Origin of the sequence: Vogesella oryzagri, from assembly GCF_040148885.1 — a bacterium.
Classification (GTDB): domain Bacteria; phylum Pseudomonadota; class Gammaproteobacteria; order Burkholderiales; family Chromobacteriaceae; genus Vogesella; species Vogesella oryzagri.
The window spans coordinates 383,704-399,348 of sequence record NZ_JBEFLD010000002.1 but is presented as its reverse complement, the minus strand read 5'-3'; the positions used below and the strand labels follow the sequence as shown (position 1 = coordinate 399,348).

General features: G+C 66.8%; 13 protein-coding genes. 5 read left to right on the top strand and 8 right to left on the bottom strand.

The genetic code is table 11. The features are described 5' to 3' along the window. Positions 1–48 precede the first annotated feature (48 nt). Positions 49–843 (bottom strand): TIGR00266 family protein, encoded by a 795-nt coding sequence (locus ABNW52_RS04595; protein WP_349584640.1) that lies wholly within the window; start codon positions 841–843, stop codon positions 49–51. Positions 844–889: 46 nt separating this feature from the next. Further along, positions 890–1,036 carry a hypothetical protein gene (locus ABNW52_RS04590; RefSeq protein WP_349584638.1) on the bottom strand — a complete coding sequence of 49 codons (147 nt, stop codon included), beginning with the start codon at positions 1,034–1,036 and terminating at the stop codon, positions 890–892. Between the two features lie 112 nt (positions 1,037–1,148). Between ABNW52_RS04590 and ABNW52_RS04585 the strand changes: the two genes are divergently transcribed. Further along, the gene (locus tag ABNW52_RS04585; protein WP_349584636.1) at positions 1,149–2,303 is read left to right on the top strand and encodes an HPP family protein; all 1,155 of its coding nucleotides are present in this window, start codon (positions 1,149–1,151) and stop codon (positions 2,301–2,303) included. 109 nt (positions 2,304–2,412) lie between these two features. Here the strand turns inward: ABNW52_RS04585 and fba are convergent, their stop codons facing one another. The 5 genes from fba to tkt all read right to left on the bottom strand — a co-directional run bounded on the left by fba (position 2,413) and on the right by tkt (position 8,814). Continuing rightward, complete coding sequence (gene fba, locus ABNW52_RS04580; RefSeq protein ID WP_349584633.1) at positions 2,413–3,477, bottom strand: class II fructose-bisphosphate aldolase; 1,065 nt, start codon at positions 3,475–3,477, stop codon at positions 2,413–2,415. Positions 3,478–3,550: 73 nt separating this feature from the next. After that, positions 3,551–4,183, bottom strand: a complete 633-nt coding sequence (locus ABNW52_RS04575) for a LysE family translocator (RefSeq protein ID WP_349584630.1) — start codon at positions 4,181–4,183, stop codon at positions 3,551–3,553. Positions 4,184–4,354: 171 nt separating this feature from the next. After that, positions 4,355–5,527, bottom strand: coding sequence for a phosphoglycerate kinase (locus ABNW52_RS04570; RefSeq protein ID WP_349584628.1), 1,173 nt, complete (start codon positions 5,525–5,527; stop codon positions 4,355–4,357). 162 nt (positions 5,528–5,689) lie between these two features. Next, positions 5,690–6,703, bottom strand: a complete 1,014-nt coding sequence (gene gap, locus ABNW52_RS04565) for a type I glyceraldehyde-3-phosphate dehydrogenase (protein WP_349584625.1) — start codon at positions 6,701–6,703, stop codon at positions 5,690–5,692. A gap of 119 nt (positions 6,704–6,822) precedes the next feature. Continuing rightward, positions 6,823–8,814: a transketolase gene (gene tkt / locus ABNW52_RS04560; protein WP_349584622.1), complete on the bottom strand. Its 1,992-nt coding sequence runs from the start codon at positions 8,812–8,814 to the stop codon at positions 6,823–6,825. A gap of 209 nt (positions 8,815–9,023) precedes the next feature. Between tkt and ABNW52_RS04555 the strand changes: the two genes are divergently transcribed. Continuing rightward, positions 9,024–9,758: a BPSS1780 family membrane protein gene (locus ABNW52_RS04555; RefSeq protein WP_349584619.1), complete on the top strand. Its 735-nt coding sequence runs from the start codon at positions 9,024–9,026 to the stop codon at positions 9,756–9,758. A gap of 41 nt (positions 9,759–9,799) precedes the next feature. Here the strand turns inward: ABNW52_RS04555 and ABNW52_RS04550 are convergent, their stop codons facing one another. Further along, the gene (locus ABNW52_RS04550; RefSeq protein WP_349584617.1) at positions 9,800–10,258 is read right to left on the bottom strand and encodes a GNAT family N-acetyltransferase; all 459 of its coding nucleotides are present in this window, start codon (positions 10,256–10,258) and stop codon (positions 9,800–9,802) included. Positions 10,259–10,338: 80 nt separating this feature from the next. On the opposite strand from ABNW52_RS04550, the gene parC reads away from it, so the two are divergent. Genes parC through ABNW52_RS04535 form a run of 3 tightly spaced genes read left to right on the top strand, consistent with a single transcriptional unit; the run spans position 10,339 to position 15,559 of the window. Further along, positions 10,339–12,681: a DNA topoisomerase IV subunit A gene (gene parC, locus ABNW52_RS04545; RefSeq protein WP_349584614.1), complete on the top strand. Its 2,343-nt coding sequence runs from the start codon at positions 10,339–10,341 to the stop codon at positions 12,679–12,681. 4 nt (positions 12,682–12,685) lie between these two features. After that, entirely contained in the window at positions 12,686–14,206 is a 1,521-nt protein-coding gene (locus ABNW52_RS04540) for a two-component system sensor histidine kinase NtrB (protein ID WP_349584611.1), read from the top strand. 27 nt (positions 14,207–14,233) lie between these two features. After that, positions 14,234–15,559 (top strand): sigma-54-dependent transcriptional regulator, encoded by a 1,326-nt coding sequence (locus ABNW52_RS04535; protein ID WP_349584609.1) that lies wholly within the window; start codon positions 14,234–14,236, stop codon positions 15,557–15,559. Positions 15,560–15,645: the final 86 nt, after the last annotated feature.

The following is a 15,645-nucleotide window of genomic DNA, read 5'->3' as shown; positions in this document are numbered from 1 at the left end:
TGCTGCCACGGGCGGTTTTGTTTTATGCGGCCAACGTTGGCCGCAGTGTCAATCGTCGCCGTCGATCAGATCGCCCAACCCACCCAGGATCGAGCCCTGCTCGCTGCTGCGGCCGCCGGCGCGCGGACTGGCGGCCAGGATGCGGTCGGCTAGGCGTGACAGCGGCAGTGACTGCAGCCACACCTTGCCCGGGCCGGTCAGGCGCGCGAAGAACACGCCCTCGCCGCCGAACAGCGCGCTCTTGAGCTTGCCGACGTACTCGATGTCGAAATCCACGCTCGGCTGGTAGGCCACCACGCAGCCGGTATCCACCCGCAGCGTCTCGCCCGGGTGCAGCTGGCGGCAGGTCAACGTGCCGCCAGCATGCAGGAACACATAGCCGTCGCCTTCCAGCTTCTGCATGATGAAGCCTTCGCCGCCGAACAGGCCGGTGCCGATCTTCTTCTGGAACGCCAGCCCCAGGCTCACGCCCTTGGCGCCGGCCAGAAAGCTGTCTTTCTGCGCATACAGCGTGCCGCCCAGCTCCAGCAGGTGTACCGGCACGATCTTGCCCGGGTAGCTGGCGGCAAACGCCACCTTGCGCTTCTGCGTGCTCTGGTTCTGGTACACGGTGGTGAACAGCGATTCGCCAGTAATCAGCCGTTTGCCGGCGCCCAGCAGCTTGCCGAACAGGCCGCTCTGGCTGGCCGAGCCGTCGCCGAAGATGGTGTCCATGCTGACGCCGTCTTCCATGTAGTACAGCGCGCCGGCCTCGCCGACCGCGGCCTCGCCCGGGTCCAGTTCCACTTCGACGTACTGCATGTCGTCGCCGAAAATCTCGTAATCGATCACGTCCATTGCCATGCTGCTTTCCTTTCGGGATCAGGGCGGTTTGCCGCTGGGGCGCGGGTCAGGATTTGGACTGGTCGTCGTCAGCCGGCGGCGTCTTGGGCGGCCGCAGCAGCATGATCCACAGGTGCAGCACGATGCCGGCCAGCGGCACCAACGCCAGGATGATGACGAAGACCCATTCCAGGGGGGAGAAAAGTTCGCTCATGACAGCAGTGTACGCAAGCCATCCGCAGCGGCCAAGTCGCATCCGCCCGCCAGCCCGTGCCGGCGGTATCTGCTAAGTGACAGTTGAAATACATCTTCTCTACAATGGCCGGATGATTGCGAAACTGATGCACTTTCCGGTCGCCCTGCGCGGCCAACTGGGGCGCTGGTGGCCGGAGCCGCTGGTAATCGGCCAGCGCGAACGGCTGGCGGTCACCGTGGCCACCCTGCTGGCCATTGCCAGCACCGGCCTACTTACCCACTGGCTGCTGGGGCCAGCGCCGATGCTGGTGGCGTCGATGGGCGCCGCCGCGGTGTTGCTGTACGCGCTGCCCAGCAGCCCGCTGGCGCAGCCGTGGCCGCTGGTGGGCGGCCACCTGGTGTCGGCCGCCATCGGCGTGCTGTGCGCCCACTACGTGGCGGTGCCGGTGCTGGCCGCCGGGCTGGCGGTGGCGCTGGCCATCTTCGCCATGATTGCGCTGCGCTGCCTGCACCCGCCGGGCGGCGCGATCGCGCTCAACGCGGTGATCGGCGGCCCGGCGGTGCAGGCCATGGGTTTCGGCTTCGTCGGGCTGGTGCTGAGCAACGCGCTGCTGATGCTGCTGTTTGCCGTGCTGCTCAACCGCTATCTGCTGCGCCGCCCCTACCCGCGCCCGCTGCCGGCGCCCAATCGTCACCAGGTGCGCGACCCGTCGCCGCTGGCGCGGCTGGGCATCCAGGACGATGACGTCAGCGCGGCGCTGGCCGGTTTCAACCACCTGCTCGATATCAGTCGCGACGATCTGGAGCAGGTGATGACGCTGGCCGAGATGCACGCCTACCGCCGCCGGCTGGGCGATATCCGCTGCCGCGACATCATGACCCGCGACGTGGTGACGCTGCGCGCCGATACCGGCCTGCAGGAGGCCTGGCGCCTGCTGCGCCGCCACAAGGTGCGCGCCCTGCCGGTGGTGGGCGAGTTTGGTCAGGTGCTGGGCATGGTGTCGCTGGTGGATTTTCTCAAGCGGCTGGACGGTACGCCGGAAGGGCTGCGCGAGCGGCTGGCGCGCTTGTTGGGCGGGCGCAGCGCCGCCAACCGCGTGGCGGCGATCATGAGCAGCCCGGTGATCAGCGTGCGCGAAGGCCTGCACCTGGTGGAGCTGGTGCCGCTGTTCGCCGAGCGCGGCCTGCACCATGTGCCGGTGCTGAGTGGCGATGGCACGCTGGTGGGCATGATCAGCCAGTCCGACCTGATCGCCGCGCTGTTCCGCGACCGGCTGCATGCCTAGCCGGCGGTCGATGCCGGACTGCGCCGGCACCCCGCGATGCGGCCAACGTTGGCCGCAGGCATAAAAAAACGCCACTCAGCCGAGTGGCGTTTTTTACTGCGCTAGCCGCTTACTTCACGATCTGCGCCAGCTGGCCTTGCAGGTACAGATTGGCCATCTTGTCCAGGCTCACCGGCTTGATCTTGCTGGCCATGCCGGCGGCGCCGAACGCCTCGTAGCGGGCGATCACGATGTCGCGCATCGCCACGGTGCTGGCGGCCAGGTATTTGCGCGGGTCGAACTCTTTCGGGTTCTGCGCCATGAAGCGGCGGATGGCGCCGGTGGAGGCCAGACGCAAGTCGGTGTCGATGTTCACCTTGCGCACGCCGTGCTTGATGCCTTCCACGATCTCTTCCACCGGCACGCCGTAGGTCTCGCCCAGCTCGCCGCCGAATTCGTTGATGATCTGCAGCCATTCCTGCGGCACGCTGGAGGAGCCGTGCATCACCAGGTGGGTGTTGGGGATGCGGGCGTGGATTTCCTTGATGCGGTCGATGCGCAGCACGTCGCCGGTCGGTTTCTTGCTGAACTTGTAGGCGCCGTGGCTGGTGCCGATGGCGATCGCCAGCGCGTCGACGCCGGTGTCCTTGACGAACTGGGCGGCTTCTTCCGGGTCGGTCAGCAGCTGGCTGTGATCGAGCACGCCTTCGGCGCCGACACCGTCTTCCTCGCCGGCCATGCCGGTTTCCAGGCTACCCAGGCAGCCGATCTCGCCTTCCACCGACACGCCGCAGGCGTGGGCGAAGTTGACCACGGTGCGGGTGACGTCGACGTTGTAGTCGTAGTCGGCCGGGGTCTTGCCGTCGGACTTCAGCGAGCCGTCCATCATCACCGAGCTGAAACCCAGCTGGATCGAGCGCTGGCACACGTCCGGGCTGGTGCCGTGATCCTGGTGCATCACCACCGGGATATGCGGGAATTCTTCCACCGCCGCCAGGATCAGGTGGCGCAGGAACGGCGCGCCGGCGTATTTGCGCGCACCGGCCGAAGCCTGCACGATCACCGGGGCGTCGACCTTGTCGGCGGCTTCCATGATGGCGCGCATCTGTTCCAGGTTGTTGACGTTGAAGGCCGGCAGGCCGTAGCTGAATTCTGCTGCGTGGTCCAGCAGCTGACGCATCGAAACGAGTGCCATGGTGTGAATCTCCAGTAGTTGAATGCTTGTCGCGCCCGCCGTGGCCGGCGCGGGAAAAGGTTGGCCGCGGGGACTACGCGCGGTTCACGGTGCTCAGTGCAATACCGGCTGCCATGAACGAGCCGCCGGCAAAACGGTTCATCAGCCGCTGGCGCAGCGGGCTGGTCAGCCAGTGCTTGAGCTTGGCGCCGCCAAAGGCGTACACCACTTGCCAGCTGCTTTCGATCACGTAGAAGGTGCCGGCCAGTACCACCAGCTGCGGCAGCTGCGGCGCATCGGCACGCATGAACTGCGGGAACAACGCGGTGAAGAACACGAACGCCTTCGGGTTGCTCATCGCCACCAGGAAGCCGGTGCGAAAGCGCTGCCAGCCACTGACGGCGACATCGCTGTCAGCTTTGCTGGCGGTGTTGTCGGCGCTGACCGGCGCACGCCAGGCCTGGTAGCCCAGCCACACCAGGTAGGCGGCACCGGCGTACTTGACGATGGAGAACAGCAGTTCGGAGGTGGCCAGCAAGGCACCCAGGCCGGCGGCGGAACCGGCCATGATCAGGCCCAGCGCCAGCAGCAGCCCGGCCATGGTCGGCAGCGCGCCGCGCAGGCCGAAGCGGATGCCGTGGCTCATCGCCAGCAGCATGTTGGGGCCGGGGGTGGCGGACACGAAGAACACCGTCACCACGAAGATAAGCCAGGTATTGAATGCCATGATCGCTGCTCCTTGAAAACAGTCTTGCCGAGTCTAGGCCGCAGGCCTGTACCCGGCAAGTTACACGCCGTGCAGGTGTTGCCGCCGCCGGCTGTTCCCGCACGAGCGGGCGCGCGCAGCGGCGTTTAAGCGCTGGTCTGCGGCCAACGTTGGCCGCAGACCAGCGCAGCCTCAGGCGCGTTCGGCCAGGATTGCTACCGCCGGCAGCTCCTTGCCTTCCAGGAACTCCAGGAAGGCGCCACCACCGGTGGAAATGTAGCTGATGTCGTCGGTGAGGCCGAACTTGGCGATGGCCGCCAGGGTGTCGCCACCACCGGCAATCGAGAACGCCGGCGACTTGGCGATGGCTTCGCCCAGCACGCGGGTGCCGTCGCTGAACTGCGCAAACTCGAACACGCCGACCGGGCCGTTCCACACCACGGTGCCGGCCTTGGCCACGATCTGGGCCAGTTCGGCAGCGGACTGCGGTCCGATGTCCAGGATCATGTCGTTGGCGGTCACCTCGGCCACGTTCTTCAGCGTGGCGGCGGCGGTTTCGGCGAATTCGCTGGCACACACCACATCGCTCGGCAGCGGCACGTCGCCACCGCGGGCGCGGATCTTGGCAATGACTTTCTTCGCCTCGTCCACCAGGTCGGCTTCGGCCAGCGACTTACCGATGGTTTTGCCTTCGGCCAGCAGGAAGGTGTTGGCGATGCCGCCACCGACGATCAGCTGGTCTACCTTGTCGGCCAGCGCTTCCAGGATGGTGAGCTTGGTGGATACCTTGGAGCCGGCAACAATCGCCACCAGCGGGCGGGCGGGCGCTTGCAGTGCCTTGCCCAGTGCTTCCAGCTCGGCAGCCAGCAGCACGCCGGCGCAGGCTACCGGGGCGAACTTGGCCACGGCATGGGTGGAAGCTTCGGCGCGGTGCGCGGTGCCGAAGGCATCGTTGACGAAGATGTCGCACAGGCTGGCGTAGGCGCGGCCCAGTTCTTCGTTGTTCTTTTTCTCGCCCTTGTTCAGGCGCACGTTTTCCAGCATCACCACGTCACCTGCGGCCAACTGCAGGCCAGCCTGCCAGTTGTCGGACACGGTAACGGCCTTGCCCAGCAGCTCGGACAGGCGGGTGGCTACCGGTGCCAGGCTGTCTTCCGGCTTCGGCTCGCCTTCGGTGGGGCGGCCCAGGTGGGTCATCAGGATCACGCTGGCGCCGGCCTGGAGGCAGTGCTCGATGGACGGCAGGCTGGCGCGGATGCGGGTGTCGTCACCGATCACGCCATTTTTTACCGGCACGTTCATGTCCACGCGAATCAGTACGCGTTTGCCGGCCAGGGCCAGGTCGGTCAGTTTCTTGAATTGCATGTTTTCTCCTCAGCTAGGCAGGGCGGGCATGCTGCCCGCCATAGTCATTGTGCCGCTGCCGGTAAACCGGACAGCGGCAAATGGGTAACAGTGGCGTGGGCCGCAAGCGGCCCACCCTACCAGGCTGGCGCCAACCCGCAGGTTGGCCGCATCAGTCCCGGTTTACTTCGCCTCGAACATAGCCTTGGCGGTTTTCAGCATCTGCTGGCAGAAGCCCCACTCGTTGTCGTACCAGGCCAGCACTTTCACCATGTTGCCGCCGGTCACCTTGGTCAGGGTGGCGTCGAAGATGGAGCCTTCGGTGCTGTGGTTGAAGTCACTGGAGACCAGCGGCAGGGTGTTGTAACCCAGCGTGCCTTTCATGCTGCCTTCGGAGGCGGCCTTGATGATCTCGTTGATTTCATCCTTGGTGGTATCGCGCATGGCGGTGAAGGTCAGGTCAACCAGCGATACGTTGATGGTCGGCACGCGTACCGAGAAACCGTCCAGACGGCCTTTCAGCTCCGGCAGTACCAGGCCCACGGCCTTGGCGGCGCCGGTCTTGGTCGGGATCAGGTTGTCGGTGGCGGAACGCGCACGGCGCAGGTCCTTGTGACGCACGTCGGTCAGTACCTGGTCGTTGGTGAAGGCGTGAATGGTAGTCATCAGGCCCTTCTTGATGCCGATGGCGTCGTTCAGCGCCTTGGCCACCGGGGCCAGGCAGTTGGTGGTGCAGGAAGCGTTGGACACCACGGTCATTTCCGGGCGCAGCACGTCGTGGTTCACGCCGTACACGATGGTGGCGTCAACGTCGTCACCGCCCGGGGCGGAGATCAGCACTTTCTTGGCGCCGGCGTTCAGGTGCGCCTGGCACTTTTCCTTGGTGGTGAACGAGCCGGTACATTCCAGCACCAGGTCCACCTGCAGCTTGTCCCACGGCAGTTCGGCCGGGTTGCGGGTGGAGAAGAACGGGATCACGTCGCCGTTGACGATCAGGTTGTGCTCGTCGTTGCTCACCTCGGCATTGAAGCGGCCGTGCACGGTGTCGAACTTGGTCAGGTGCGCGTTGGTAGCCAGGTCGCCGGAGGCGTTGACAGCCACGATCTCGAACTCGTTACGCAGGTTGTATTCGTAGATGGAGCGCAGCGCCTGGCGGCCGATACGGCCGTAGCCGTTGATCGCGATACGGATGGTCATGTTTTCTCTCCCAAGAAAAATGTCTGAAACCGGAATGTGCCCATGGCTGCCGGCTTTTGCCGGTCTGGTGGCACAGAAATGAAGCGGCCGCCCCTACACGTGGCGGGGCGGCCTGTCAGTTATGCGCGGAGCACGCCCTTGGTCTTGGCGACCACGTTGTCCACGGTAAAGCCGAATTCCTTGAACAGCTCGCCGGCCGGAGCGGATTCGCCGAAGTGGTCGATGCCGACCACGTCGCCTTCCAGACCCACGTACTTGCGCCAGATGTCGGTGACACCGGCCTCGATGGCCACGCGCGGCACGCCGGCCGGCAGTACGGAGGCGATGTAGGCCTTGTCCTGCTTGTCGAAGGCGTTGGTGCACGGCATGGACACCACGCGCACGGCGATGCCTTCGGCGGCCAGGGCTTCCTGTGCCTTCAGCGCCAGTTCCACTTCCGAGCCGGTGGCGATCAGTACCGCTTGCGGGTTGGCCGCATCGCGCAGCACGTAGCCGCCCTTCTTCACGCCGTCGATCTGCGCGGCGTCACGGCTGACGAACGGCAGATTCTGGCGGCTGAAGATCAGGCACGACGGGTGGTCCTTGGCTGCCAGCGCCTCGGCCCACGCCACCATGGATTCCACGGTGTCGCACGGGCGCCATACCGCCATGTTGGGGATCAGGCGCAGGGTGGCGATCTGTTCCACCGGCTGGTGGGTGGGGCCGTCTTCGCCCAGGCCGATGGAATCGTGGGTGAACACGAACACCGGGTTGATCTTCATCAGCGCCGCCATGCGCAGTGCATTGCGGGCGTATTCGCTGAACATCAGGAAGGTGGCGCCGAACGGTTTCACGCCGCCGTGCAGGGCCAGACCGTTCATGATGGCGGCCATGCCGAACTCGCGCACGCCGTAGTGGATGTAGTTACCGCCGGCTTCCGGAGTCACCGCGACCGAGCCCGGCCAGTTGGTGAGGTTGGACGGGGTCAGGTCGGCAGAGCCGCCGACCAGTTCCGGCAGTACCTCGGCCAGTGCGGCGATGGCGTTCTGCGAAGCCTTGCGGGTGGCGATGGTTTCGCCCTTGTCGTTGGCGGCAGCGATTTTGGCGGCCACGTGCGCATCCCAGCCAGCCGGCAGCTCACCGGCCATGCGGCGGGTGAATTCGGCAGCCAGTTCCGGATAGGCGGCGGCGTAGTCGGCGAACAGCTTGTCCCAGGCGGCTTGCAGACCGGCGCCCTTGGCGCGGCAGTCCCAGGCGTCCTGGATCGGTTGCGGCACCACGAACGGTTCGTAGGCCCACTGCAGGTTGGCGCGGGCGGCGGCGATTTCGGCGCTGCCCAGTGGCGCGCCGTGCACGTCGTGGCCACCCTGCTTGTTCGGTGCGCCCTTGCCGATCACAGTCTTGCAGCAGATCAGGGTCGGGCGATCGGTGCTCTTCTTGGCGGTGTCGATGGCGGTCTGGATTTCTTCCGCGTCGTGGCCGTCCACGTTGCGGATCACCTGCCAGCCGTAGGCTTCGAAGCGTGCCGGGGTGTCGTCGGTGAACCAGCCGTCCACGTCGCCGTCAATGGAGATACCGTTGTCGTCGTAGAAGCCGATCAGCTTGGACAGGCCCCAGGTGCCGGCCAGTGCGCAGGCTTCGTGGCTGATGCCTTCCATCAGGCAGCCGTCGCCCATGAAGGCGTAGGTGTAGTGATCCACTACCGGGAAGCCGTCGCGGTTGAACTCGGCAGCCAGAATCTTCTCGGCCAGTGCCATGCCCACCGCATTGCTGATGCCCTGGCCCAGCGGGCCGGTGGTAGTCTCCACGCCCGGCGCGTAGCCGTATTCCGGGTGGCCCGGGGTGCGGCTGTGCAGTTGGCGGAAGTTCTTGAGGTCGTCGATCGAAAGGTCGTAGCCGGTGAGATGCAGCAGGCTGTACAGCAGCATCGAGCCGTGGCCGTTGGACAGCACGAAGCGGTCGCGGTTGGCCCAGTCCGGGTGGGCGGGGTTGTGTTTCAGATGATCGCGCCACAATACTTCAGCGATATCCGCCATGCCCATCGGGGCGCCGGGGTGACCGGATTTGGCCTTCTCCACGGCGTCCATGGACAGGAAGCGCACGGCATTGGCTAGCTCGGTTCGGGTGACCATTCGGGGAAAACCTCAACTTGTAGGGAACCGGAACAACGGCGCACCGTCAGGTAAAGCGGCGGATGTAACCGTTGCGAAATCATAGGATTATCGCCGATTTTGCCGCACCGCGGCAACCTCGCCAGCCCGCGCCGGTATTGGCTTTGCGGCGTAATAAAATTACTTTGCCGTTGCGTGTAGTCGTAGCGGTACCAAAACGGAGTGTACTGGTGATCGAATCCCCCCCTTCTCATGCCTTTCCGCCGCGCCGCGTGCCGATGATCAACGGCTGGCGCTGGGTGCAGCAGGCGTTCTTCCTGGTGCGCGAGCAGCCGCTGACCTGGCTGCTGTTTGCCTCCAGCTACCTAGCGCTGCAGCTGCTGCTGGGCATGCTGCCCGCCATCGGCCAGCTGCTGGCCATCATGGTGGCGCCGCTGTTTGCCGGCAGCTTCGTGCTGGCGGCGCAGCGCGCCGACCGCGGCGACACACTGCGCCCGGCCGAGGTGCTGGCCGCGTTCCAGGATTTCGCCCGACCGCTGATCGGGCTGGGGCTGAGCTACTTCGGTTTGCTGGTGCTGGCGATGCTGCTGCTCATGCTGCTGCTGATGGGCCTGATGGGTGGCATGCACGACCCGCAGCAGATGCAGGCGCTGCCGCTGGGCAAGCAACTGGTGGGCATGGTGTTGCTGGCCGGAGGGCTGTTTGCCGCCTCCTTGCTGTACTGGTTTGCGCCGGCGGCGGTGGTGCTGGCCGGGTTCGACCCGTTGCGCGCCATGCGCTGCAGCCTGGCCGGCGGGCTGGCCAACTGGGCGGCGGTGCTGCTGTGCGGCGTGGTGCTGGCGCTGCTGCTGTTCCTGGCCATGCTGCCGTTCGGCCTGGGGCTGCTGCTGTGGCTGCCGGTGATGTTCGTGTCGGTGTACATGGCCTGGCAGGACGTATTTGGCGACGGGCTGCCGCAGCGTTGATTGCCAGCTTGGCCGCAGCGCTTGCGGCCAACCTTTGCTGCTCAATCGCGACGCATGTCCAGATGCAGGATGCCACCGTCGTCGTACGGCGCCGATACCGGGCGGAAGTCGAAGCTCTCGTAGAAGCCCTGGCGGTCCGCCTGCGCCGACAGCATGATGGCGCGGCCCGGGAACAGCGCCAGACAATGGTTTACCGCCTGCTGCATCAGCGGCTTGGCCAGGCCGCTGCCGCGCAAGGGCTGCGGAATCACCACCCGGCCGATGGCGCTGGCATCCGGGTATTTCACCCCGGGGGCGATCAGCCGGGCATAGGCCAGCAGCTGGCCGTGCGCGTCGCGGCCGGACAAATGCCAGCATTCCAGATCGGCGCCATCGATATCGCCGTACAGCGACTGCTGCTCCAGCACAAACACCCGGTCGCGCAGTTGCAGCACTTCATACAGTGCCCGCGCCGAAAAATCGCTAAAACCGTGGCATTGCCACCGTACCTGACTTGCCATAGTACAATCCTCGAACTTTCACTTTCGTGATCCGAACATAGCACGGTGTGCGCCCTGCACGCCGGCCGCGATTCCCACATATGAGCCACAACGACCTGTTTGACGCACCCGATGTGTCCGCGCCGCCGCCGGCCCCGCCCGCGGCCAACCTTGCCGTGGACGACGGCAGCATTCCGCTTGATCTGTACGCCGAGCGCGCCTACCTCGAATACGCGATGAGCGTGGTCAAGGGCCGCGCGCTGCCGGAGGTGGCCGACGGCCAGAAGCCGGTGCAGCGCCGCATCCTGTACGCCATGCGCGACATGGGCCTGGTGCACGGCGCCAAGCCGGTGAAATCCGCCCGCGTGGTGGGCGAGATCCTCGGTAAATACCACCCGCACGGCGACAGCTCGGCCTACGAGGCGCTGGTGCGCATGGCGCAGGATTTCACCCTGCGCTACCCGCTGATCGACGGCCAGGGCAACTTCGGCTCGCGCGATGGCGACGGCGCGGCGGCGATGCGTTACACCGAAGCGCGGCTGACGCCGATTGCCGAGCTGCTGCTGTCCGAGATCGACATGGGCACGGTGGACTTCGTGCCCAACTACGACGGCGCCTTCGACGAGCCGGCGCTGCTGCCGGCCCGGCTGCCGATGGTGCTGCTCAATGGCGCCTCCGGCATCGCGGTGGGCATGGCTACCGAGATCCCGCCGCACAACCTGAAGGAAGTGGCCTCTGCCGCGCTGGCGCTGCTGGCCAATCCTGAGCTCAGCACTGCCGAGCTGATGCAGCACGTACCGGGGCCGGACTTCCCCGGCGGCGGCCAGATCATCACCCCGGTGGAAGACATCCTGGCGGCGTATGAGGTTGGCCGCGGCAGCGTGCGCGTGCGCGCCAAGTGGGAAGTGGAAAAGCTGGCGCGCGGCCAGTGGCGGGTGATCGTATCCGAGCTGCCGCCCGGCTCCAGCGCGCAGAAGGTGCTGGCCGAAATCGAGGAAGCCACCAACCCGAAGGTGAAATCCGGCAAGAAGGCGCTGACGCAGGACCAGCAAAACCTGAAGAGCCTGATGCTGTCGCTGCTCGACCGCGTGCGCGACGAATCCGACAGCGAACAGCCGGTGCGGCTGGTGTTCGAACCCAAGTCCAGCCGCCAGGACCCGGACGAGTTCATGAACATCCTGCTGGCGCAGACCAGCCTGGAAGGCAACGCCTCGCTCAACCTGGTGATGATCGGCATGGACGGCCGCCCGGCGCAGAAGGGGCTGAAGAGCATCCTCGCCGAGTGGCTGCAGTTCCGCCAGCACACCATCACCCGCCGGTTGAACTACCGCCTAGGGCAGGTGGACAAGCGCATCCACATCCTGGAAGGGCGCATGATCGCCTTCATCCACATCGATGAAGTGATCCGCGTGATCCGCGAGTCGGACGAGCCGAAGCCGGACCTGATGCGCGCTTTCGGCCTCACCGAGCTGCAGGCCGAGGACATCCTGGAAATCCGCCTGCGCCAGCTGGCGCGGCTGGAAGGCTTCAAGCTGGAGAAGGAACTGGGCGAGCTGCGCGACGAGCGCGACCGCCTGCGCTACCTGCTGGGCAGCGAGGCCGCTCTGCGCGGCAAGATGGCGGAGGAAATCCGCGAAGACGCCGCCAAGTACGGCGATGCGCGGCGCAGCGAGATCAAGGCCGCCGAGCGCGCGGTGCTGACCCAGACCGTGGCCGACGAGCCGGTGACGGTGATCCTGTCGCAGAAGGGCTGGATCCGCGCCCGCGTCGGCCACAACGTCGACCTGTCGGCGCTTAGCTTCAAGGACGGCGACGGCCTGCACACGGTGGTGGAAACGCGCACCGTGTGGTCGCTGATCGTGCTGGACAGCAAGGGCCGCGCTTACAGCATCGATCCGGCCGACGTGCCCACCGGCCGCGGCGACGGCGTGCCGGTGGCCAGTCTGGTGGAGCTGCAGGACGGCGCCAAGCCGGCGCAGATGATCTCCGGCAAGGACGACGAGCGCTTTGTGGTCGGCGGCAGCGGCGGCTACGGCTTCATCGCCAAAATCGCCGACATGGCCGGGCGGGTGAAGGCCGGCAAGGCGTTCCTGAGCCTGGATGCCGGCGAAGCGGTGCTGGCGCCGGTGAAGGCTGCGGCCAACCTTGACGGCCTGCGCCTGGTGGTGGCCAGCGACGGCGGCCGCCTGCTGGCGTTCCCGGCCAGCGAACTGAAGGAGCTGGCCAAGGGCCGCGGCCTGATGCTTATGGCGCTGGAGGCCGGCGAGGCGGTCACCGCCTTCGGCCTGGTGGCCGGCGAACGTGCGCTGCTGGCCACCACCTCGGTGCGCGGCAAGGTGGCGGACGAGAAGCTGGCGCTGGCGGAGTTCGACGGCAAGCGTGGCCGCAAGGGCAAGCTGCTGCCGAAGAAGTGGACCGTCGCCGCCATTCGCGATCTGGACTGAGCGCATGCCGATACCCGTGCCGATCCCCCTGTCGCCGCAACGGGTGCTGCATTTCTTCAACCTGTTCCGCACCGTCAGCGTGGTGGTGCTGCTGATCATGACGCAGTGGGCGATGCCGACGCTGTCGCCCGGCACGCCGCTGGGCGGCTGGGCCTGGCTATACGGCGCGCTGATCACACTGGGGCTGCTGCTGCCGCGCTTCAAGCTGCCGCTGTTGTGGACGCTGTCCGCCACGCTGACCGGCGACATCCTGCTGCTGGTGGCATTCATGCAGCACTACGGCGGGGTGCAGAGCGGCTTCGGCATGCTGCTGCTGCCGTTCCTGGCGGTGGCCGGCATGCTGGTGTCCGGCCGCTTTGCCGGCTTCTATGCCGCGCTGGCCACGCTGACGGTGTTCGGCAGCGTGCTGCTGAGCAGCCACGGCGGCGCACCCGATCCGCGCGAGCTGTTCCAGGGCGCGCTGCTGGCCACCGCCTGTTTCGTCACCAGCGGCATCACCTCGCTGCTGGGCAACAAGGCGCGCCGCTCCGAGCAGCTGGCCGCCGCGCGCAGCAGCGAGCTGGCCAGCCTCAACCGCGTCAATGCGCTGGTGCTGCAGGCACTGCGCGAGGCGGTGGTGGTGCTGGACGACAATGGCCTGGTGCAGCACTACAACAGCCGCGCCGAGCGCGTGTTCGGCCGCATCCAGCGCGATAGCAGCCTGCCGGAGCTGTCGCCGCTGCTGCGCCGCTGGCGGCTGCAGGGCTGCCCGTCGCACGCGCAGACGCTGGACCTCAATGTACGCGGCCAACAGCTGCTGGGGCGCATGCTGCCGCTGGCGGTGGGCGAGGTACGGCTGGTGGTGATCTTTTTGCAGAACGTGGCGGAGCTGGCCGCCGAGGCGCAGCGCATCAAGCTCACCGCACTGGGACGGCTTACCGCCAATATCGCGCACGAAATCCGCAACCCGCTGGCCGCCATCAGCCAGGCCGCCGAACTGCTGGGCGAGGATGCCAGCGACGAAGGCAGCCGCCGGCTGGCGGCGATGGTGCATGCCAACAGCCGTCGCATCAACCACCTGGTGGAAGAAGTGCTGCAGCTGAACCGCCGCGACCGGGTGAAGCCGGAGCCGGTGGCGCTGAGCGCCTTTCTCGCCGCGCTGGTGGACGATTTCCTGCTGGCCAACCCTGCGGCGGCGGGCGGCATCGTCTGCCGCGTGCTGGTGGCACACACCGTGCGCTTCGACCGCGGCCACCTGCAGCAGATCCTCACCAATCTGATCAGCAACGGCTGGCGCTACAGCAGCCAGACGCCGGGCGCGCTGTGCGTGGAAGTGGACGACGACAGCATCCGCGTGCGCGACGACGGCCCGGGGGTGAGCGAGCAGGCGCAAAGCCGGCTGTTCGAGCCGTTCTACACCACCGAGAGCAGCGGCACCGGGCTGGGGTTGTACATTGCGCGCGAGTTGGCCGAGGCCAATGGCGCGCGCCTGGATTATGTCGGGCCGGGCGGCTGTTTCCGCCTGACCCTACCAAGCACTGCCTGAGCGCAGCGCGATGATTGAGACCATGCCATGAGCCGAGTGCTGATTGTTGACGACGAACCGGATATCCGCGAACTGCTGGCGCTGACGCTGGGCAAGATGGGGCTGGCGGTGGACACCGCCGGCACGATAGCCGACGCGCGGAACAAGTTGGCCGCGGGCCATTACGATCTGGCGCTGACCGACATGCGCCTGCCGGACGGCGAAGGCCTGCAGGTGGTGCAGTACATCGCCGACGCCGGGCTGGACGTGCCGGTGGCGGTGATCACCGCCTACGGCAGCACCGAAAACGCGGTGGCGGCGATGAAGGCCGGCGCCTTCGACTACCTGGCCAAGCCGCTGAGCCTGGCGGCGCTGCGCTCGCTGGTGAAATCGGCGCTGAGCGTGCGCGAGGCGGTGGCGGCCGCGCCGGCCGGCGGCCCGCGCCTGCAGGGCGAATCGCCGGCGATGCAGGAGGTGCAGCGCATGATCGCCAAGCTGGCGCGCAGCCAGGCGGCGGTGTTCATCCACGGCGAATCCGGCACCGGCAAGGAACAGGCGGCGCGCAGCATCCACGAACTGGGACCGCGCGCCGGCAAGCCGTTCGTGGCGGTGAACTGCGGCGCCATCCCGGAAACGCTGATGGAAAGCGAGTTCTTCGGTAGCAAGAAGGGCGCCTTCACCGGCGCCGATGCCGACCGCGACGGCTTCTTCCAGCAGGCGCACGGCGGCACGCTGTTTCTCGACGAGGTGGCCGACCTGCCGCTGGCGATGCAGGTGAAACTGCTGCGCGCGATCCAGGAAAAAACCGTGCGCAAGCTGGGGGCGGCGCAGGAAGAGGCGGTGGACGTGCGCATCCTGTCCGCCAGCCACAAGAACCTGGCGCAACTGGTGGCCGACGGCGCCTTCCGTCAGGACCTGTACTACCGGCTGAACGTGATCAGCCTGGCGATGCCGGCGCTGCGCGAGCTGCGCGACGACATCCCGCGCTTCATTGGCGCCTTGCTGGAGCGCTACGCCGGCAGCGAGCGGCCGCGTCTCGGCCCGGAGGCGGTGCAGGCGCTGCTGGGTTACCACTACCCCGGCAACTTCCGCGAACTGGAAAACATCCTGGAACGGGCGGTGGCGCTGTGCAGCGATGCCCGCATCGACCCGGCCGACCTGCAACTGGGCGCTGCCGTGCCGGACGACAGCCCCGGCGTGGTACCCAATGGCGGCGAAACGCTGCAGGACTACCTGGACCGGGTGGAGCGCAGCGCTATCGAGGCGGCGCTGGGGCAAAGCGGTGGCAACCGCACCCAGGCGGCCAAGCTGCTGGGGGTGAGCTTCCGCTCGCTGCGCTACCGGCTGGAGCGGCTGGGGATGAAGGAGGGGTAAAAAAGCGCTGCCGTTGGCAGCGCTTTTTTCTTGCCGGGATACCGCGTGTTGCGCGCCGCTGCCGCAGCACGTTGGCCGCATGCCGG